The organism is Streptomyces sp. NBRC 110611, assembly GCF_001590865.1.
GTDB lineage: Bacteria > Actinomycetota > Actinomycetes > Streptomycetales > Streptomycetaceae > Streptomyces.
Genome location: NZ_BBUY01000013.1, coordinates 161,799 through 181,023, shown reverse-complemented (window position 1 = coordinate 181,023; position 19,225 = coordinate 161,799). Strand labels below are relative to the sequence as shown.

General features: G+C 72.0%; 16 protein-coding genes and 1 pseudogene. 13 read left to right on the top strand and 4 right to left on the bottom strand.

From position 1 onward, the window contains the following. Positions 1-80 precede the first annotated feature (80 nt). The 6 genes from rimO to AZE13_RS24185 all read left to right on the top strand — a co-directional run bounded on the left by rimO (position 81) and on the right by AZE13_RS24185 (position 4,555). A complete protein-coding gene (gene rimO / locus AZE13_RS24210; RefSeq protein ID WP_066935880.1) occupies positions 81-1,586 on the top strand; it encodes a 30S ribosomal protein S12 methylthiotransferase RimO in 1,506 nt (501 codons plus the stop codon). Continuing rightward, entirely contained in the window at positions 1,583-2,278 is a 696-nt protein-coding gene (gene pgsA / locus AZE13_RS24205) for a CDP-diacylglycerol--glycerol-3-phosphate 3-phosphatidyltransferase (RefSeq protein ID WP_066935877.1), read from the top strand. Before rimO ends, pgsA begins: the two co-directional genes overlap by 4 nt. Then, positions 2,275-2,811 carry a CinA family protein gene (locus AZE13_RS24200; protein WP_066935874.1) on the top strand — a complete coding sequence of 179 codons (537 nt, stop codon included), beginning with the start codon at positions 2,275-2,277 and terminating at the stop codon, positions 2,809-2,811. Before pgsA ends, AZE13_RS24200 begins: the two co-directional genes overlap by 4 nt. A gap of 94 nt (positions 2,812-2,905) precedes the next feature. Next, positions 2,906-3,289, top strand: coding sequence for a helix-turn-helix domain-containing protein (locus tag AZE13_RS24195; RefSeq protein ID WP_066935870.1), 384 nt, complete (start codon positions 2,906-2,908; stop codon positions 3,287-3,289). A gap of 324 nt (positions 3,290-3,613) precedes the next feature. After that, positions 3,614-4,087, top strand: a complete 474-nt coding sequence (locus AZE13_RS24190; RefSeq protein WP_066935867.1) for a Dps family protein — start codon at positions 3,614-3,616, stop codon at positions 4,085-4,087. Between the two features lie 96 nt (positions 4,088-4,183). After that, entirely contained in the window at positions 4,184-4,555 is a 372-nt protein-coding gene (locus AZE13_RS24185; RefSeq protein WP_066935863.1) for a hypothetical protein, read from the top strand. A 39-nt stretch (positions 4,556-4,594) separates the two neighbouring features. Here the strand turns inward: AZE13_RS24185 and AZE13_RS24180 are convergent, their stop codons facing one another. The 3 genes from AZE13_RS24180 to AZE13_RS24170 form a co-directional block, all read right to left on the bottom strand. Next, positions 4,595-5,455, bottom strand: a complete 861-nt coding sequence (locus AZE13_RS24180; RefSeq protein ID WP_066935860.1) for an Fpg/Nei family DNA glycosylase — start codon at positions 5,453-5,455, stop codon at positions 4,595-4,597. 81 nt (positions 5,456-5,536) lie between these two features. Beyond that, the gene (locus AZE13_RS24175) at positions 5,537-10,387 is read right to left on the bottom strand and encodes a DEAD/DEAH box helicase (RefSeq protein WP_066935857.1); all 4,851 of its coding nucleotides are present in this window, start codon (positions 10,385-10,387) and stop codon (positions 5,537-5,539) included. 92 nt (positions 10,388-10,479) lie between these two features. Further along, the gene (locus AZE13_RS24170; RefSeq protein WP_066935855.1) at positions 10,480-11,403 is read right to left on the bottom strand and encodes a hypothetical protein; all 924 of its coding nucleotides are present in this window, start codon (positions 11,401-11,403) and stop codon (positions 10,480-10,482) included. A gap of 204 nt (positions 11,404-11,607) precedes the next feature. Here AZE13_RS24170 and AZE13_RS24165 point away from each other — a divergent pair, with 204 nt between their 5' ends. The 3 genes and pseudogenes from AZE13_RS24165 to AZE13_RS24155 form a co-directional block, all read left to right on the top strand. After that, positions 11,608-12,771: an MAB_1171c family putative transporter gene (locus AZE13_RS24165; protein WP_066935852.1), complete on the top strand. Its 1,164-nt coding sequence runs from the start codon at positions 11,608-11,610 to the stop codon at positions 12,769-12,771. Between the two features lie 297 nt (positions 12,772-13,068). Continuing rightward, on the top strand, positions 13,069-13,509 hold the full coding sequence (locus AZE13_RS24160) for a helix-turn-helix domain-containing protein (protein ID WP_066935849.1): 441 nt from the start codon (positions 13,069-13,071) through the stop codon (positions 13,507-13,509). A gap of 32 nt (positions 13,510-13,541) precedes the next feature. Continuing rightward, positions 13,542-14,120 (top strand): annotated as a pseudogene (locus tag AZE13_RS24155) (hypothetical protein); the annotation flags it as partial. A 258-nt stretch (positions 14,121-14,378) separates the two neighbouring features. On the opposite strand, the gene AZE13_RS24150 reads toward AZE13_RS24155, so the two are convergent. Continuing rightward, positions 14,379-15,323 (bottom strand): NAD-dependent epimerase/dehydratase family protein, encoded by a 945-nt coding sequence (locus tag AZE13_RS24150; RefSeq protein WP_066935845.1) that lies wholly within the window; start codon positions 15,321-15,323, stop codon positions 14,379-14,381. Positions 15,324-15,492: 169 nt separating this feature from the next. On the opposite strand from AZE13_RS24150, the gene AZE13_RS24145 reads away from it, so the two are divergent. The 4 genes from AZE13_RS24145 (at position 15,493) to recX (ending at position 19,182) form a co-directional block, all read left to right on the top strand. After that, the gene (locus AZE13_RS24145; RefSeq protein WP_066935842.1) at positions 15,493-15,687 is read left to right on the top strand and encodes a DUF3046 domain-containing protein; all 195 of its coding nucleotides are present in this window, start codon (positions 15,493-15,495) and stop codon (positions 15,685-15,687) included. An 82-nt stretch (positions 15,688-15,769) separates the two neighbouring features. Then, a complete protein-coding gene (locus AZE13_RS24140) occupies positions 15,770-17,140 on the top strand; it encodes an AI-2E family transporter (RefSeq protein WP_398780212.1) in 1,371 nt (456 codons plus the stop codon). A gap of 272 nt (positions 17,141-17,412) precedes the next feature. Continuing rightward, positions 17,413-18,522, top strand: coding sequence for a recombinase RecA (recA, locus tag AZE13_RS24135; protein ID WP_066935839.1), 1,110 nt, complete (start codon positions 17,413-17,415; stop codon positions 18,520-18,522). A gap of 6 nt (positions 18,523-18,528) precedes the next feature. Further along, positions 18,529-19,182 (top strand): recombination regulator RecX, encoded by a 654-nt coding sequence (gene recX / locus AZE13_RS24130; protein ID WP_066935836.1) that lies wholly within the window; start codon positions 18,529-18,531, stop codon positions 19,180-19,182. Positions 19,183-19,225 lie beyond the last annotated feature (43 nt).

Here is a 19,225-nt window from a genome sequence, read left to right as displayed (position 1 = left end):
CACGGGTGCCGGGGCGCCCGGGACCGGCGGCGGAGACCTGCGCGCCAAAGGGGTGTCCGGGACGAAGTAGGCTGAGCCCTATGCCCGAACGCCGTACCGTCGCCCTTGTCACCCTTGGCTGCGCCCGTAACGAGGTGGACTCGGAGGAGCTCGCAGGCCGCCTGGCGGCGGACGGCTGGGAGCTGGTCGAGGAAGCCGCCGATGCCGATGTCGCCGTCGTCAACACCTGCGGGTTCGTCGAGGCCGCCAAGAAGGACTCCGTCGATGCCCTGCTGGAAGCCAACGATCTGAAGACCGCGGCCCGTGAGGAGGGCGGCAGAACCCAGGCCGTGGTGGCCGTCGGCTGTATGGCCGAGCGCTACGGCAAGGAGCTCGCCGAGGCGCTGCCCGAGGCCGACGGCGTGCTCGGCTTCGACGACTACGCCGATATCTCCGACCGCCTCCGGACCATCCTGAGCGGCGGCATCCACGCCTCGCACACCCCGCGCGACCGCCGCAAGCTGCTGCCGATCAGCCCGGCCGAGCGGCAGAACGCGGCCGGCGTCGCGCTGCCCGGCCACGGTGACGCGTTGGCCTCCGCGCCCGCGGACCTGCCCGAGGGTCTGGCGCCCGCCTCCGGTCCGCGTGCCCCGCTGCGCCGCCGGCTGGACGCCGGCCCCGTCGCCTCCGTGAAGCTGGCCTCCGGCTGCGACCGGCGCTGCTCGTTCTGCGCCATCCCCTCCTTCCGCGGTTCGTTCATCTCCCGCCGGCCCTCGGATGTGCTCGGCGAGACGCGCTGGCTGGCCGAGCAGGGCGTCAAGGAGATCATGCTGGTCTCCGAGAACAACACCTCCTACGGCAAGGACCTCGGCGACATCCGCCTGCTGGAGACGCTGCTGCCGGAGCTGGCGGCCGTGGACGGCATCGAGCGGATCCGGGTCAGCTACCTGCAGCCGGCCGAGCTGCGGCCCGGGCTGATCGATGTGCTGACCGGCACGGACAAGGTGGTGCCGTACTTCGATCTGTCCTTCCAGCACTCCGCGCCCGGTGTGCTGCGGGCGATGCGGCGCTTCGGCGACACCGACGGCTTCCTGGAGCTGCTGGCGCAGATCCGGGCGAAGGCGCCGCAGGCCGGGGCCCGCTCCAACTTCATCGTCGGCTTCCCCGGGGAGAGCGAGAGCGACCTGGCGGAGCTGGAGCGCTTCCTCACCGAGGCCCGGCTCGACGCCATCGGGGTCTTCGGCTACTCCGACGAGGACGGCACCGAGGCCGCTTCGTACGAGCGCAAGGTCGCCCCGGACGTGGTGGCCGAGCGGCTGGCCCGGGTGTCGCGGCTGGCCGAGGAGTTGACCGCGCAGCGGGCCGAGGAGCGGATCGGCGAGACGGTCCGGGTGCTGGTCGACCGGATCGACGACGAGGACGGCATCGTGGGGCGGGCGGCGCACCAGGCGCCGGAGACCGATGGCGTCACCCTGCTGCCGACCGGCCCGGACCTCGTTCCCGGCCGTATGGTCGAAGCAAAGGTGGTGGCCAGCGAGGGCGTGGACCTCGTGGCGGAGGTGCTGTCGGTCGACGGCACGGGGTGTACCGAGGAGGCGGGCAGATGACCGGAGTCCCGGCTTCCGCAGCTGGTGGGCCGCGCCCGGCGCCGTCCGTCCGGCAAGTCGGGCTGTGGAACATCGCCAACGTCCTGACGATGCTGCGGCTGGTGCTGGTCCCGGCCTTCGTCGTGCTGCTGATGCACGACGACGGGACCGATCCGGCCTGGCGCGCGTTCGCCTGGGCCGCCTTCGCCGTCGCCATGATCACCGATGTCTTCGACGGGCATCTGGCGCGCACGTACAACCTGGTCACCGACTTCGGCAAGATCGCCGACCCGATCGCGGACAAGGCGATCATGGGGGCCGCGCTGATCTGTCTGTCGGTGCTGGGCGATCTGCCCTGGTGGGTGACGGGCGTGATCCTCTTCCGGGAGCTCGGGATCACCCTGATGCGGTTCTGGGTGATCAAGCACGGAGTGATTCCGGCCAGTCGTGGCGGCAAGATCAAGACATTGGCGCAGGGCACCGCGACCGGTATGTACGTGCTGGTGCTGACCGGCCCGCTGGCCACCCTCCGCTGGTGGGTGATGGCGGTGGCCGTGGCGCTGACGGTGGTGACCGGGCTCGACTACGTCCGGCAGGCCGTGCTGCTGCGCCGGGCCGGCCTGGCCCGGGAGCGTGCCGGACAGACCGAGCAGGCCGAGCGGGCCGAGCCGGCGGCACGGGCGGAGGGCCCGGAACGGGACGCCGGCCGATGAGCGGACCGGGTTCCGCCGCGGCCGAGGTCCTGGAGCTGCTGGCCGGGCGGGGGCAGACACTGGCGGTGGCCGAGTCGCTGACCGGCGGCCTGGTGGCGGGCGCACTGACCGCCGTCCCCGGGGCCTCACGGGTGCTCCGCGGCTCGGTCACGGCGTACGCCACCGATCTCAAGCGGGAGCTGCTGGGCGTCGACGGGGATCTGCTGGCGGCGTGCGGGGCGGTGGACGCCGAGGTCGCGCGCCAGATGGCGGGCGGTGTGCGGCGGGTGCTGAGCGCCGACTGGGGCATCGCCACGACCGGTGTCGCCGGGCCGGACGCCCAGGACGGGCAGCCGGTGGGCACCGTCTTCGTGGCCGTGCGGGGCCCGGCCGGTGACGGGGCGGTGCGCCGGCTGGCGCTCTCCGGTGATCGCGGCCGGATCCGCCGGGACACCACCGACGCCGTGCTCGCACTGTTGTTGAGCGAACTGACAGAAAATGCGCGGGCACAGGATACGGAACAACGCGGGGGGAATGGATGTTTGCAGCCCTGAGTGAACACGTACTTGCGCCCGGCACGCGTACGGCCCGAGGCGGTACGGTGGGGCGAGAAGGATCCGGATCCGAGGTCCGAGGAGGGAGCCAGCGATGATTCTGCTTCGTCGCCTGCTGGGTGACGTGCTGCGCCGACAGCGTCAGCGCCAAGGCCGAACCCTGCGCGAGGTCTCTTCCTCCGCCCGGGTGTCGCTCGGCTATTTGTCCGAGGTCGAGAGGGGCCAGAAGGAGGCGTCCTCCGAGCTGCTCTCGGCGATCTGTGACGCGCTGGACGTACGCATGTCCGAGCTCATGCGCGAGGTCAGTGACGAGCTGGCGCTCGCCGAGCTGGCAGCGTCCGCGGCCGCGAGCGACACGGTGCCCGCACCGGTGCGGCCCAAGTTCAACGCGGTGTCCGTCACGTCCCTGGCCGGTGTGCCCGAGGAGCGCGTGACGATCAAGTCTCCGGCCGACGTCGTGGATGTCGTCGCGGCCTGACACCCCTTGTCCGTAGGCCTGAAGCCCGGGCCCGGAGCTTCGTAGCGAGGCCTCCGGGCGAGAGCCCCGGTGGGCAGCAGCCCGCCGGGGCTCTGTGCTGTCCGGGTGCGTGCCACCACGCCACTGCCGGGGGTGCCCTCGGGCGGCCGGGTCTCCTCGGGTGGCCCGTCCGAGCGGCCCGGTCCCGCGATTCATTTATAGGATGACGAATGAGGATAACTGCGGGCACCTGCCGTAGATGGCTCCCTCTGCCCCTCACCTGGCCGTATGCCCGGTCGGACCGCTGTAGCGGCACCACCGCATCGTCCGAACAGGAGTATCTGGATGTCTGTCGTCAAGAGCACACTGTCCGACGAAGACCGCCGTGCCGTCGGGAACGCCCTGCAGGGAGCCCTGGTCGACCTTGTCGACCTGTCGCTCGTCGCGAAGCAGGTGCACTGGAATGTCGTCGGCCCGCGCTTCCGCTCCGTCCACCTCCAGCTCGACGACGTGGTGGCCACTGCGCGCCAGCACGCCGACACGGTGGCCGAGCGGGCGTCCGCGATCGGGGTGACGCCCGACGGACGGGCCGCCACGGTCGCCAGGACCAGCGGGATCAGCGAGGTGCAGGACGGCTGGATCAAGGACGGTGAGGTGGTACGGGCGATGGTGAGTGCGCTGGGCGCGATCATCTCCCGGATGCGCGAGCGGATCACCGCCACCGGGGATCCGGACCCGGTCAGCCAGGACATCCTCATCGGCCTCACCGCCGACCTGGAGAAGCACCACTGGATGTTCCAGGCCGAGGCGCACCACTGACCGGGGCTCGCGATGCCGCTTGCGCGCCTGGAGTACGCCGGTGCGCCCTCCCTGCCGGCCGTGGACTCCGCTTAGCGTCGGGCGGAGGAGGCAATCATGGCGTGGTGCGGATCCGCGGCCCGCGGTCGGAGCGGCCGGCTCCCGGAGTATGAGCAGGCCGGGCCGCGCCCGCGGGTCGCGCCGGGGCGCCGGATATCCGTGGCCGTCATCGGAGGGCTGTGGTGGTGGGCCGCGCTCCGGCTGGCGGTGTGGCCGCAGTCGGCCGGCGTGATCGAGGGGACCGTGGTGCTGGGCGGCTGGGGGCTGAGCCTGCTGCCGGTGCACTGCGTGCCGTGGACGGGCGGCGGCGAGGGCACCTGGCGGCGCGCGGCGGCCCGGGAGGTACGCGCGGCGCTGGCCGGAGCACGGCGACGCGGTACGGGAGGGGGCCGTACGGGGGGACGCCGTAGGGGAGGACGCCGTACGTGAGGGGGATGGGCCGAGGGCGGTGCGGGACGCGGTGGTGTGTCAGCGGGCGGGCGGGGCGCTTCGGCCGTCGGGCCCGCCGGGCTGGCAGGCCGGGCACCAGTAGGTGACGCGTTCGTCCGTGGCGGGGCCCTGGCCGCTGTCGCTGGTGCGGACCGTGCCGCCGCAGCGCAGGCAGGGCAGGCCGGCCCGGCCGTAGACCCACAGCCGCCGATCGGAGCGGGCTCCCCCACGGCCCTCGAACGGGTGTGGGCGGTGCCCCCAGGGCGTGGTCGTACGGGCCGTACGCCGCTTGTTGGCCTCCAGGAGCTTCTTGGCGAGAGCGGGGACCCGTTCCGGGCCGGGGAGCTCTCCGATGGGGAGCCAGGGCGAGGCACGGAGCAGAAAACACAGTTCGCACTTGTAGACATTGCCGATACCGGCGAGATTGCGCTGGTCGAGGAGGGCCTCACCGAGCGGCCGCTCCGGAGCGGCCAGCAGCCGTCGCAGGGCTTCCCCCGGATCCCACTCGGGCCCGAGGAGGTCGGGGCCGAGATGGCCGACGACCTGCGATTCGTCGGCGGTGCGCAGCAGATCGAGAACGGGGAGGCGGTAGCCGACGGCGGTCCGTTCGGCGGTGCCGAGAACCGCCCGGATCTGATGGGCGGGACCGCCGCGCCAGCGCTCCCCGGCCGCGTAGACCTGCCAGGTGCCGTCCATCCGCAGGTGGCAGTGCAGGGTGAGGCCGCCCTCGAAACGGGTGAGCAGATGCTTGCCGCGGGGGACCACCTCGGATACCTCCCGGCCGGTGAGATCCACTGTCGCCAGCCGGGGAACGCGCAGGTCACAGTGGGTCAGCGGACGGCCGGCCAGCGCGTCGTGGAGCCGCTGGGCCAGCCGCCAGACGGTGTCGCCTTCGGGCATGGCTCCATCATGCCGGGAGGGAACGGAGAGACGACGGGGGAGGCGGCACGCGGGGCAACCGTCGGCCGAGCGCCCGGGACCTCATCCCCGGAGCCGCAGCCCCCGCGGGGTCGGATGGAAGCCCGCGGACTCCAGCACGGCCGCGAAGGGTGAGGTCAGGGCCGCGGCACCGTTGATGCGCTCGGTGGTGAGGGTGCCCAGCGCGCCGGCGCGGGCGGCGTCGGTGAGCGCCTCGACCGCGAGCCGGAGGCGTGGGTCGGTGGCAGCCCGGGCCGGATCCTGGCCGAGCGGCCATATCAGCAGCGTCTTGCCGCCGCGCTCCATATAGACCGTCAGCTCGCCGTCGACCAGGACGACCAGCGCACCCGCCTTGCGGCCGGGCTTGTGGGAGGCGCCCCCGGGCGGATCGGGCCAGGGCAGGGCGGCGCCGTAGGCATTGGCCGGGTCGGCGGCGGCCAGGACGACGGCGCGCGGCGGGCCGCCGCGCCGGGACGGCGCCGCACCGGACTCCGGCAGCTCGCCGTCGGCGGTGCGCTCCCGCTCGGTGCTGACCGCGCGCAGCCGGTCCACCGCACCGTCCATGGCGAACTGGGCGGCGCCCAGCCCTTCGACGACATAACCCCGGCGGGCCTGACCGGAGTCCTCGAACACGGACAGCACCCGGTACGCGGCGGAGAACCCGCCTTCGACCCCTTCGGCGGCGACCGCGCCGCGGGTGAGGATCCCGTGCCGGTCCAGGAGCGTACGGGCCAGGGCATGGGCGCGGTGGGTGGCGTCCGGCTCGGGGGCGGGCAGCAGCGACCAGCGGCCGCCCACGGTCGGCGGGCCCGAGCGGGAGGCGGCGGGACGGCCGCCGCGCCCCGCGGACACCGCCAACGCCCCATAGCGGCCGCGGGGCACCGCGCGCCGGGCGCGGTGGGCGGTCGAGCCGGCCGTACGGCCCGAGCCGAGGAGAGCGCGCAGCGGGGCGAGGGTGTCGTTGGTCAGCCGGCCCGACCAGGCCAGATCCCACAGGGCGTCGGCCAGCTGCGGGTCGGTGACGTCCGGGTGGGTGGTGGCACGGACCTGATCGGCGAGCTGACGGAAGAACAGGCCGTACCCGGGCGCCAGGGCGGCCAGCAACGACTCGTGCAGGGCGGTCAGTTCGAGCGGGAGCGGCGGCGGGAGCAGCAGCGGGGCGGAGTCGGCGAGATGGAGCGACAGCCAGCCGTCCTTCCCGGGCAGTGCGCCGGCGCCGGCCCACACCACCTCGCCGGTGGCGGTCAGTTCGTCCAGCAGAGCGGGGGTGTAGCCGCCGACGCGGGAGGGCAGCACCAGCTTCTCCAGGGCGGAGGCCGGCACCGGCGCGCCCTGCAGCTGCTCGATGGCCCGGACCAGGCCGTCGATACCGTGCAGGCTGTACCCGGCACCGCCGGACGGCGCCGGCATGCCGTTCATCGCCGCCGGGCGCGGGGCGGCGACATGCTGCCACCGGGGGAGGAACGCGGCGAGCGCGGCGGGCGGCACCGGCTCCAGCTCCTCGCGCAGCGCGGCCAGCGACCGCCGCCGCAGCCTGCGCAGCACCTGGGCGTCGCACCACTCCTGGCCGATCCCCGCCGGGTGGAACTCCCCCTGGACGACCCGGCCGGCGGCGGCGAGGCGCTGCAGCGCGCCGTCGGTGACGGCCGTACCGAGGCCGAAGCGGGCGGCGGCCTGCTCGGAGGTGAACGGGCCGTGGGTACGCGCATACCGGGACAGCAGGTCACCGAGCGGGTCCTTGACCGGTTCGATGAACGACTCCGGGACGCCGACCGGCAGCGCCGTGCCCAGCGCGTCACGGAGCCGGCCGGCGTCCTCGACCGCGGCCCAGTGGCCGGCCCCGGCGATCCGCACCGGGATGGCGCGCCGGGCGGCGGCGAGCTCCCTGACCCAGGCCGGATCCGCGCCCCGCTCGGCCAGCTCGGCGTCGGTCAGCGGGCCCAGCAGCCGCAGGACGTCGGCGACGGCCTCGGCGTCCTTGGCCCGCCGCTCCTCCGTACGCCACTGCAGCTCGCGTTCCAGCTCGGCGAGCACCTCGGCGTCCAGCAACTCGCGCAGCTCGGCCTGGCCCAGCAGCTCGGCGAGCAGCCGGGAGTCCAGGGACAGCGCGGCGGCACGGCGCTCGGCGAGCGGGGAGTCCCCCTCGTACAGGAACTGTGCGACATAGCCGAAGAGGAGGGAGCGGGCGAAGGGGGACGGCTCCGGGGTGGTGACCTCCACCAGGCGCACCCGGCGCGCCTCGATATCGCCCATCAGCTCCGCCAGACCCGGAACGTCGAAGACGTCCTGAAGGCACTCGCGGACGGCCTCCAGCACAATGGGGAAGGACCCGAACTCGCTTGCCACCTGGAGGAGCTGGGCGGCGCGCTGCCGCTGCTGCCACAGCGGTGTGCGCTTGCCGGGGCTGCGCCGCGGCAGCAGCAGGGCGCGGGCGGCGCACTCGCGGAACCGGGAGGCGAACAGCGCGGAGCCGCCCACCTGGTCCGTGACGAGCTGGTCGATCTCGCCCTGGTCGAAGACGGCATCGGCGGCCCCCACCGGGGACTGCTCGGGGTCGTACTCGGCGCCGCGGGCGGCCGGGCCCACGCCGGCGGAGGCGGCCGCGGACGGGGCGGAGGCGACGTCTCCGTCGAGGAGGTCGAGGCCCAGCACGTCGGCGTCGGGCAGCCGCAGCACGATGCCGTCGTCGGCGTGCATCACCTGGGCGTCCATGCCGTAGCGCTCGGCGAGACGGGCACCGAGCGCCAGCGCCCAGGGGGCGTGGACCTGCGCTCCGAAGGGGGAGTGGATGACCACCCGCCAGTCGCCGAGCTCGTCGCGGAACCGCTCGACGACGATCGTGCGGTCATCGGGGACATGCCCGCAGGCCTGCTTCTGCTCGGTGAGATAGCCGAGCACATTGGCGGCCGCCCAGTCGTCCAGCCCCGCGGCGGAGAGCCGGGCCCGGGCCTCCTCCGGGGCCGTCGAGCCGATCTCGCGGAGGAACGCGCCCAGCGCGCGGCCCAGTTCGAGCGGGCGGCCGAGCTGGTCGCCCTTCCAGAAGGGCAGCCGGCCGGGGACCCCGGGCGCGGGGGTGACCAGCACCCTGTCCCGGGTGATGTCCTCGATGCGCCAGGACGTCGTGCCGAGGGTGAAGACATCGCCGACGCGGGACTCGTAGACCATCTCCTCGTCCAGCTCCCCCACCCGTCGCCCGCCACCACCCCGAGTCGAGGCGCTTCGCGCCGCAGTGTCCGATGGTCGCCCGCCACCCCGGGCCCCTCCCTTGCCGGAGTCGCCGCCCGCCAGGAACACCCCGAACAGGCCGCGGTCGGGGATCGTCCCGCCGGACGTCACGGCCAGCCGCTGCGCACCGGGACGGCCCGTCACGGTCTGCGCGACGCGGTCCCACACCAGGCGCGGCCGCAGCTCGGCGAAGGCGTCCGACGGATAGCGCCCGGCGAGCATGTCCAGCACGGCCGTGAAGGCCGACTCGGGCAGCGCGGCGAACGGCGCGGCCCGCCGGACGACGGCCAGCAGCTCCTCGACGTCCCAGGTGTCCATCGCGGCCATGGCGACCAGCTGCTGGGCGAGCACGTCGAGCGGGTTGGCGGGCACCCGCAACGCCTCGATGGCGCCCGACCGCATCCGCTCCGTGACCACCGCGGCCTGCACCAGATCGCCGCGGTACTTGGGGAAGACGATGCCCTTCGAGACCGCGCCGACCTGATGCCCGGCCCGGCCGACCCGCTGCAGCCCGGACGCGACCGACGGCGGTGACTCCACCTGGACGACCAGATCGACCGCACCCATGTCGATGCCCAGCTCCAGACTGGACGTGGCGACCACGGCCGGCAGCCGGCCGGCCTTCAAGTCCTCCTCCACCTGGGCGCGTTGCTCCTTGGACACCGAACCGTGATGCGCCCGGGCCAGCAGCGGCGGCGCGCCCTTGGCGGCCCCCGCCTCGGCCATCAGCTCCGCCGGGGAGTGATGCTCGGGCAGGGCCGTCCCCGTCGTCCGCTCATAGGCGATCTCGTTGAGACGGTTGCACAGCCGCTCCGCCAGGCGCCGGGAGTTGGCGAAGACGATCGTGGAGCGATGGGCCTGGACGAGATCCGCGATCCGCTCCTCCACCTGCGGCCAGATGGACGGCTTCTCACCCGTCTCCCCCTCCTGGACCGGAGCGCCGCCCAGCTCTCCCATGTCCTCCACCGGGACGACCACCGAGAGGTCGAAGCGCTTGCCGGACGGCGGCTGGACGATCTCCACCCGCCGCCTCGGCGACAGATAGCGGGCCACCTCCTCCACCGGGCGCACCGTCGCCGACAGCCCGATCCGGCGGGCCGGCCGGGCGAGCAGCTCGTCCAGCCGCTCCAGGGACAGCGCCAGATGCGCGCCGCGCTTCGTGCCGGCGACCGCGTGGACCTCGTCCACGATCACCGTCTCGACGCCCGCCAACGCCTCCCGGGCCGAGGACGTCAGCATCAGGAACAGCGACTCGGGGGTCGTGATGAGGATGTCCGGCGGGCGGCCGGCGATCGACCGGCGCTCGGCCGGGGAGGTGTCCCCGGACCGGATGCCGACCCTGATGTCGGGCTCCGGCGACCCCAGGCGGACCGACTCCTGGCGGATGCCCGTCAGCGGGCTGCGCAGGTTGCGCTCCACATCGACGGCCAGTGCCTTCAGCGGCGACACGTACAGCACCCGGCAGCGCTTCTTCGGCTCGGCGGGCGGGGGAGTGCTCGCCAGCGCGTCCAGCGACGCGAGGAACGCCGCGAGGGTCTTGCCCGATCCGGTCGGCGCGACCACCAGGACGTCCGAGCCCGCTCCGATCGCCTGCCAGGCGCCTTCCTGCGCGGCGGTGGGCGCGCTGAAGGCCCCGGCGAACCATCCTCGGGTCGCGGGCGAGAACGATGCGAGCGCTGACTTGGCCATGTCCCCCATCGTGCACCCGACCACTGACAACGCGACCGACAACGCGGCCCCACGCCGATGATCACGAGGCTCCCGCGGGCTCCCGCCGGCGGTCAGCCCAGCTGCCGCCCGTACGCCCGCAGGGTCTGCAGGGCCCGCAGTGTCACCACCGGGCGGCCTTCCAGCGCGGTGGCCGGTGCCCACTCCCGCCAGGTGACCGGCCAGCCGCCGTCCTCTCCCTGGAGCCCGGCGAGGTGGTCCAGCGCCCGGTCCATCTCCTCGTCGGTGAACCAGCTCCGGGCGAGGGAGCCGGGGGACGGCGCGAAGTCGTACGCCAGGTGGTGCTCACCGGGGGCGTAGCCCTCCGCCACCGGGACGTCCGCGGACCGCGCGGGGTCCAGCAGCACCAGGCCCTGCTCCCGTACGAGCCGGCCCAGCCGCTCGGCCGCCGCGGCGGCCCGGGGCCGGTCCGGAACGCCGTCCAGGAAGGCCACCGCCGCCTCGGCCTCGTACGGATGGGTTCTCGTCAGGGACTCCACGGCCGACCAGCAGTAATCCGTGGCCCGGAACAGCCACGCGTGCCACACCTCGTTGCGGTGCAGCAGCCCCACCACGGGGCCGGTGGCCAGCAGGGAGCTCGGCGGGTCGTCGACCACCGGGATCCACGGCGCGGCCGGGTAGCCGCGTGACGAGGGGTGCAGTACGGGCAGCGCCCCTTCCGGGGTCGAGACCTTCGTCAGATAGCGGCAGATCCGCTCCGCCCGGCCGCCGCCACAGCGTCCGATCGCGTCGAGCACCCGCAGGGCGTGCGCGGTGTGCAGCGGCTGGCTGACGGGGCCGCGCAGATCAGGCTCCAGGGCGTGGCCGTAGCCGCCGTCGTCATTGCGGTACGCGGCGAGCGCGGTCTCGACCGGGTCCGCGTCCTTGCCGAAGAAGGAGTACGCGAAGAGCCGCTGTTCCAGTACCCGTGCGGTCAGCCAGACGAAGCGTTCGGCACGCGCCAGAGGGGTCGCAGAAGGGCTTGCAATTTCGGCCATGGCCTGACCGTAGGGCTGAAATCCCCCGGCGGCACCGCCTGGTGCACCGCTGCCCACCCAGGGCGGGACACCGAGGGCATGCGGTTGACGGCGGGCCGGCCGGCTCCGGCGCGGTGCCGGCCCCGGCCCAACTCGTGGTCTCCTTGGGAGGGAACAATCGACTAGACGGTTCGCCGCGTGCGCGTACCGGCGGGGAATCAGGCCGTGAACACCATCAAAACCCTCTGCTTCGTCATCGCGGCGCTCTCGTCGTACGCCGCGCTCGCCTACCGGCTGTGCCAAGTACGGCGCAGCCGGCGGGAGAACGCCTACCGCACACTGGTGATCACTCTGCTGCTCCAGTGCCTCACCTTCACGATGGGCGCCATCGCCATGGGAGGCGGGAGCTTCCTCGGCGTCGGCAACCTCGCCATCCTGGTGATGCACGTATCGGCGGTCGCCTTCTGCGTCAGCGCGCAGATTATCCTGTTGCGCTGGGCGACCACCGCCGAGGAGGCGGTGCGCAGGACCCGCTACTGGCTGGTGACCGGCATCGCCCTCAACGCGCTGCTGACGGCGCTCTTCTTCATCGCCGACGGCCCCGGCCGGCCGGCTTCGGACTTCAGCACCGGCAGCGGCCAACCGCTGGTCCTCATCTACCTCCTGGTCTTCATCGTCTCCCAGGCACTTCCGTGCGTCACGATTTTCCGGCAGTGCGGCCCCTACGCCCGTATGGCGAGCAAGGCCTCGCTGCGACAGGCCCTGCGGATGCTCTCCGTCGCCGCAGTGATCCTCTTCCTCTACTGCCTGGCCCGGACGGTCAACATCCTCACCGCCGCGTGCGGGATCGACATCGGCGTCTGGCAGCTCGCCGCCTCCGTCTTCAGCGCGGTGGGCATCGTCGTTCTCTCGCTCAGTCTGACCATCTCCTCCTGGGGAGCCTCCGCCGCCAAACTGCTGAGGTGGGCGCGCAGTTACCGGTCGTACCGCGCCCTCTACCCGCTCTGGCGGGATCTGTACGAGTCGTCCCCGGACATCGTCCTGGAGCCGCCCGGGGCTTCGGTCTCCGACCTCGACTACCGCCTCCACCGGCGGGTCATCGAAATACGGGACGGATGGCGGGGCCTGCGCCCCTACATCGACCGCTCCGCCCATGGGGCCGACGGAGCGGGCCCCGGGGCGAGCGACGAGTCCCGGCAGGCGTTCGCCGAAGCGGCCCAGATCAAGCAGGCCCTGCGGGCCAAGCGCGCCGGCACCATCCCGGACGACAACAAGGACGCCGGCGACTTCGAAGACCACGACACCGACAACTTCACCGCGGAGGTCGCCTGGCTCACCCGGGTGGCCTCCGCCTACCGCGGACTCGAGAGACACGAGAACGTGGGGTGACGGCCGGGGTGGACGGAGAGGGTGAACGGGGGAGGGAGGGCCTCCGTCCGGTCCGTCTCCCGTGGGGCCGGGCGGATGAGCCCCGCCCGGCCCGGCCCGCCATCCCCCGAGGGCGGGCCGGGCCGGGGCGATATGTGCTGGCAGCCCACTCGGCTACCCCCGTGAGCGAAGTTAGCTGACAGCTATCGGCGGGGTCTACGTTGGCGGACCCCCGGCCGATTGTCAACTGTCAGCTAATCTGTGAAACTGACGGTTAGCCAAGGGCAATGCCGGGGAGGTGACGGAAGGGGGATCGCGATGTCCGGGATTGACGACCGGCCTGTGCTGGCAGTGCGTCTGGACAACCTCTTCAAGACGGTTCGTCCCAAGGGCAAGCACTGGACCAACGCCGAGGTGGCGGAGGAGCTGAAGCAGGGCAACCCCGAACTCAGGGTCGGGGGCGTGTACTTGTCGCAGTTGCGGACGGGTAAGCGCGCCAATCCCTCACCGGACCTGCTGGCCGCACTGGCGCGCTTCTTCGGCGTGTCGGTCGCCTACTTCTTCGATGACGAGATCGCCGAGTCGGTGCTGGGCGAGGTCGCCGCCATCGAGGCGCTGCGGCAGGCCGGGGTCCGCGCGGTGGCGATGCGGGCGGCCGGGATGAAGACGGAGAACCTCCAGGCCATCACGGCCATCATGGACCAGTACCGGCAGATGCAGGGACTTCCCCCCGTCACCGATTCCTCGGGCGCCGAGTGAGGGTACGGGGGAGTGCGGAGCGGAGGGGAGCAGTGAGGAGCGCGAGGGGCGCGAAGGCCGCGAGGGCCGCGAGGAAGAAGTGGTCGGCCGATCAGGACCGCCGCAGCCACCTCAAGAGGCTCCGGAAGGCCGGTGCGCGGCGGATCGCCGAACTCGATCTGCCGGACGTGGCCGATGTGGCCGAGCTCTGCCGCCACCTCGGTGAGATCCGCGATCGTCCGATCACGCTGGTCCCGATGCAGATGCCCGCGTCGCACCCGTGCGGCATGTGGGTCGCCGCACGTGACGAGGACCTCATCTTCTACGACGCCAACACGACCAGCGCGCATCAGGAGCACATCATCTTGCACGAGCTGGGCCACATCATCTGCTGCCATCGCGGCGCGGGTTGGCTGGACGAGGCCAGTGCCCGCCTCCTCTTCCCGAACCTCGACCCCGGCCTCGTGCGCGATATGCTCCTGCGCGCGACCTATGACGACGTTCAGGAGCAGGAAGCCGAGGTGATCGCCTATCTGCTCGCCCAGCGGATAGGCGGCACCGGGGAACGGCCCGGCGCGCCCCCGGCCGGAGAATCCGGGGAAGCCGCGGGAGCCGGGACGACCGGCGACGCCGAGAATTCCGGGGAATTCGGAGGATTCGGAGAATCCCGGGGATCTGGAGAATCCGGGGAATCCGGGGAATCCGGGGAATCCGAGGCATCCCGGGAAGAGGCCGTGCTCAGCCGGATCGAACGCACCCTGATCTGACGCATCCAGCTTGATGCATCTTGCCCTGACGCACCTTGACTTGGCGCATCCTGACCTGACGCACCCGGATCCGGCGCAGGCCGACCTGGCGCTCTCCGATGCGATGCCCCGCCGGCCCAGGTGTCATCCGGTGGCGGCCGGTCGTCGCTCGCGCCACCAGTTCACCGTCGCCTTGATCTGCTCATCAACGGAAGTGGCCCGTACCGCGAATTCGGCTTCGTAAGCGCTCGCATCCATGACAAACGGACGGTCGAACTGGTAGCGGATCTCCCTCAGTTCGCGGATCAGCGGGGAGAACACCGAAGCGATGCCCAGTACGGCCGGCGGCAGTCCGCGCACCGCGACCGGTCCCGTTCCCGCCTGAGCGGCGAGGCGGCCGACCATCTCCCGGACGGACAGCGCGGGCTCCGTCGGGACGTGCCAGGCCCTTCCCCAGGCCCGTTCCTCGCCCGCGACCTCGACCAGGGCCCTGGCGACATCGGGGAGGTAGCTCCAGCTGTGCGGGGCGTCCGGGTCCCCGAGTGTGGCGACCGGCTTGCCCCGCAGCAGTCGTGGCACGGCCCGAGCGGCCAGGTGCCCGCCGTCGGTCACGCCGGGGCCGAAGAAGTCCGAGGCCCGCACCTCGACCGCCTTGATGCGCCCCTGTTCGTGCAGACTTCGCGCCTGTTCCCAGACGGCGGCCCGGACCCGCCCCTTGGGGCCGCTCGCCGCGAGCGGCAGATCCTCGGTCATGGCGCCGTCCACCGGACCGTAGCCGTACAGGTTGCCCAGCATGGCCAGGACGGCCCCGGTCGCCTCGGCCGCCGCGCAGAGCGACGAGGCCAGCGGCGGCCATTCGCCCGCCCAGCGGTGGTAGGGCGGGGCGGCACAGCTGAAGATCGCGGCCGCTCCCCGCGTGGCCGCGATCAGCTGCTCGCCGTCCGCCGCGTCCAGCGTGATGTGCTCGATGCCGGGTTCCGGACCACGGCCCGTCTTGGTGACGACTCGTACCGAATGCCCCTGATCGGCAAGCAGCCGAGCGGTGGCGGCCCCGGCGGGCCCGAAACCTATGACGACATAAAGGCTCACGCTCGCACACTAGCGCGAGTGGGCTGTGTGCCCCTGGCTTTACCCTGCTTTCATACACGCACGTCATGTCCGACATACGCGCACGTCAGGTCCGGTGCGGGCCATGGGGGCCACCAGGGGCCGACAGGGTCGTGAACGTGCAGGTCAGAGTGGGTACGGAGCGGGATTCATGCGGTTGACGGTCTTCTGGCAGCGGATGGCGGATCACTTCGGCGCGGCGTACGCCGACTCCTTCGCGCGCGACTATGTGATGTCCGACCTCGGCGGACGTACCGTCCACGAGGCGCTGGACGCGGGCTGGAGCGCCAAAGAGGTGTGGCGGGTGGTCTGCAGGGTGATGGACGTGCCGCACGACAAGCGGTGAGCCCTCGTGGCGGGCGGTGAGTCCGTCCCGGCCGGCCAGGACGGGGTTGTCGGTGCGGTGCGGGACACTTGGCTGCGTGTCCGTGTCTGATGAGATCACCAACGAAGCCGCACGGCCGGAGGGCCGGCCCGATGGCCGGCGCGCGAACCGGCCCGAGGCTCAGCCTGCGAACCGACCCGAGGGCCGGTCCGAGGATCGGTCCGAGGATCGGTCCGAGGCGCGGATGCCGCGCTGGCTGCCGCGCGCCATGGTGCTCGCGCTCGCCCTCGTGGCGTGCTACCAGCTCGCCATCTGGGGCTTCCACCAGCTGATCACCCTGCTGCTGAATGTGCTGATCGCGTTCTTCCTCGCGCTCGCCATCGAGCCGGCCGTCGACTGGATGGCGGCCCGCGGCGTGCGGCGCGGGCTCGCCACGGGGCTGGTGTTCCTGGGAATCCTCGTCGCCACGGTCGGCTTCTTCACGCTGCTGGGATCGATGCTCGCCGGCCAGATAGCCACCATGGTCCAGGAGTTCCCCCAGTACCTGGACGACGTGATCAGCTGGATCAACAGCACGCTGCACACCCGTCTCTCACGGGTGGAGGTGCAGAACAACCTGCTCAAGTCCGACTGGCTGCAGAACTACGTCCAGGACAGCGCCAACAACGTGCTGGCCGTCTCCGCGACGGTGCTGGGCAGCCTGTTCAACCTTCTGACGGTCGCCCTGTTCTCGTTCTACTTCGCCGCCGACGGCCCCCGTCTGCGCCGCGCCCTGTGCTCCGTCCTCCCGCCGCACCGCCAGACCGAGGTCCTGCGTGCCTGGGAGATCGCGGTGGCCAAGACCGGCGGCTACCTCTACTCCCGCGGGCTCATGGCCCTGATATCCGGGATCGCCCACTACGTCCTGCTGGAGCTGATGGGCGTCCCGTACGCCCCGGCCCTGGGCATGTGGGTCGGCCTGATCTCGCAGTTCATCCCCACCATCGGTACGTACCTGGCGGGTGCGCTGCCCATCCTGATCGCGTTCACCGTCAACCCCTGGCACGCCCTGTGGGTCTTCGCTTTCGTCGTGATCTACCAGCAGTTCGAGAACTACCTTCTGCAGCCGCGGATCACCGCCAAGACGGTGGACATCCACCCGGCCGTCGCCTTCGGATCGGTCGTCGCCGGTACCGCCCTGATGGGAGCGGTCGGCGCGCTGATCGCGATCCCCGCGACGGCGACACTGCAGGCGTTCCTCGGCACGTACGTGAAGCGCTACTCGGTCCCCGACGATCTCCGGGTCCGTGGCCGGGCCCCGCGCCGCCCCGCCGCCGGGCTCATCGACCGGATCCGCGGCACCCGGCACGCGGAACAGCCGCCGTCACCGCCCTCCTCTCCCGCCACCGACCGGAACGACGGGAACGACGGGAACGGCGGGAACGACGAGAGCGGCGAGAGCGGCGCGGCCGGAGGCGGCCGGGGAAGCCGCTGAGCCACCCCTCCCCCCACCCTGGCTCGCCCTTGGCCATCCCTGACCATCCCTGCCCCGGTGCCGGGTGCCAGTCGGCCGCTGCGTCGCGATACCGGCGGGGCGGCTGCTTGACAGGAAAATCGAACATCCATTCTCATTGGGGTTCGGGCTTGTAATTCCGGGGTTTTCGCGGAGTTATCCACAGGCCGGAGGTGGGTCCGGGCGCATTGTCAGTGGCAGGCGTTAGCGTCATGGACGTGAAGCGATCGACTCAAGCAAACCGGGTGGAACCCATGGCAGGCACTGACCGCGAGAAGGCGCTGGACGCCGCGCTCGCACAGATTGAACGGCAATTCGGCAAGGGCGCCGTGATGCGCATGGGGGAGCGCTCCAAGGAGCCCATCGAGGTCATCCCCACCGGCTCCACCGCGCTGGACGTCGCGCTCGGCGTCGGCGGTCTCCCCCGTGGCCGTGTGATCGAGGTATACGGCCCGGAATCCTCCGGTAAGACGACCCTGACCCTGCACGCTGTCGCGAACGCCCAGAGGGCCGGTGGCTCCGTCGCGTTCATCGACGCCGAGCACGCCCTCGACCCCGAGTACGCCAAGAAGCTCGGTGTGGACACCGACGCCCTGATCCTCTCCCAGCCGGACAACGGCGAGCAGGCCCTGGAGATCACGGACATGCTGGTCCGCTCCGGCGCACTCGATCTCATCGTGATCGACTCGGTTGCCGCCCTGGTGCCGCGGGCCGAGATCGAGGGCGAGATGGGCGACTCCCACGTCGGCCTCCAGGCACGGCTGATGAGCCAGGCCCTCCGCAAGATCACCAGCGCGCTGAACCAGTCCAAGACCACCGCGATCTTCATCAACCAGCTCCGCGAGAAGATCGGCGTGATGTTCGGCTCCCCGGAGACCACGACCGGTGGCCGGGCGCTGAAGTTCTACGCCTCGGTGCGCCTCGACATCCGTCGTATCGAAACCCTCAAGGACGGTACGGAGGCGGTCGGCAACCGCACCCGCGTCAAGGTCGTCAAGAACAAGGTCTCCCCGCCGTTCAAGCAGGCCGAGTTCGACATCCTCTACGGCCAGGGCATCAGCCGTGAGGGCGGTCTGATCGACATGGGTGTGGAGCACGGCTTCATCCGCAAGTCCGGTGCCTGGTACACCTACGAAGGCGATCAGCTGGGCCAGGGCAAGGAGAACGCCCGCAACTTCCTCAAGGACAACCCCGATCTCGCCAATGAGATCGAGAAGAAGGTCAAGGAGAAGCTCGGTATCGGCGTCAAGCCGCAGGACACGGCGGAGCCCGGCGTGGACGCCGCCGGGGCGGCCGCTCCGGCCACCCCCGCACCGGCGGCCAAGGGTGCCAAGGGCTCCAAGGCCGCCGCGGCCAAGAGCTAATCCGCTATGACACGGCGAACGGAATGGCCGGACAGCGAGGGGAAGACCACCAGCGCTGCCGGTGACGCCGAGACCCGTTATGGCCGCAGGGGCTGTAGCGGCCCTGAGGACAGCGGTGGTCACTCCTCGTCGAGGGCCGAGGCGGGACCACCGCGTACACCCGAGGAGCAGGCGCGGGCGATCTGCCTGCGCCTGCTCACCGGGACGCCGCGCACACGCAAGCAGCTCGAGGACGCCCTGCGGCGGCGGGGCATCCCCGAGGAGGCGGCACAGGACGTGCTGTCCCGGTTCGAGGACGTCGGCCTGATCAATGACGCGGCCTTCGCCGATGCCTGGGTGGAATCCCGCCACCACGGCCGTGGCCTGGCGCGCCGCGCGCTCGCCCGTGAACTGCGCACCAAGGGGGTGGACTCCACCCTGATCGATGTGGCCGTCGGCCGCCTCGATTCCGAGCAGGAGGAGGCCACCGCCCGGGAGCTGGTCGACCGGAAGCTGCGCGCGACGCGAGGCCTGGACCGCGAGAAGCGCCTCCGCCGGCTGGCCGGAATGCTGGCCCGCAAGGGCTACGCGGAAGGCCTCGCCCTCCGCGTCGTCAAACAGGCCCTGGAGGAGGAAGGCGAGGATCCGGAGCTGCTGGATCAGCATCTGCCGGACGATTGACGAGATGTTCGCGCAGGGGCGCAGGGGCGCAGGGGCGCAGGGG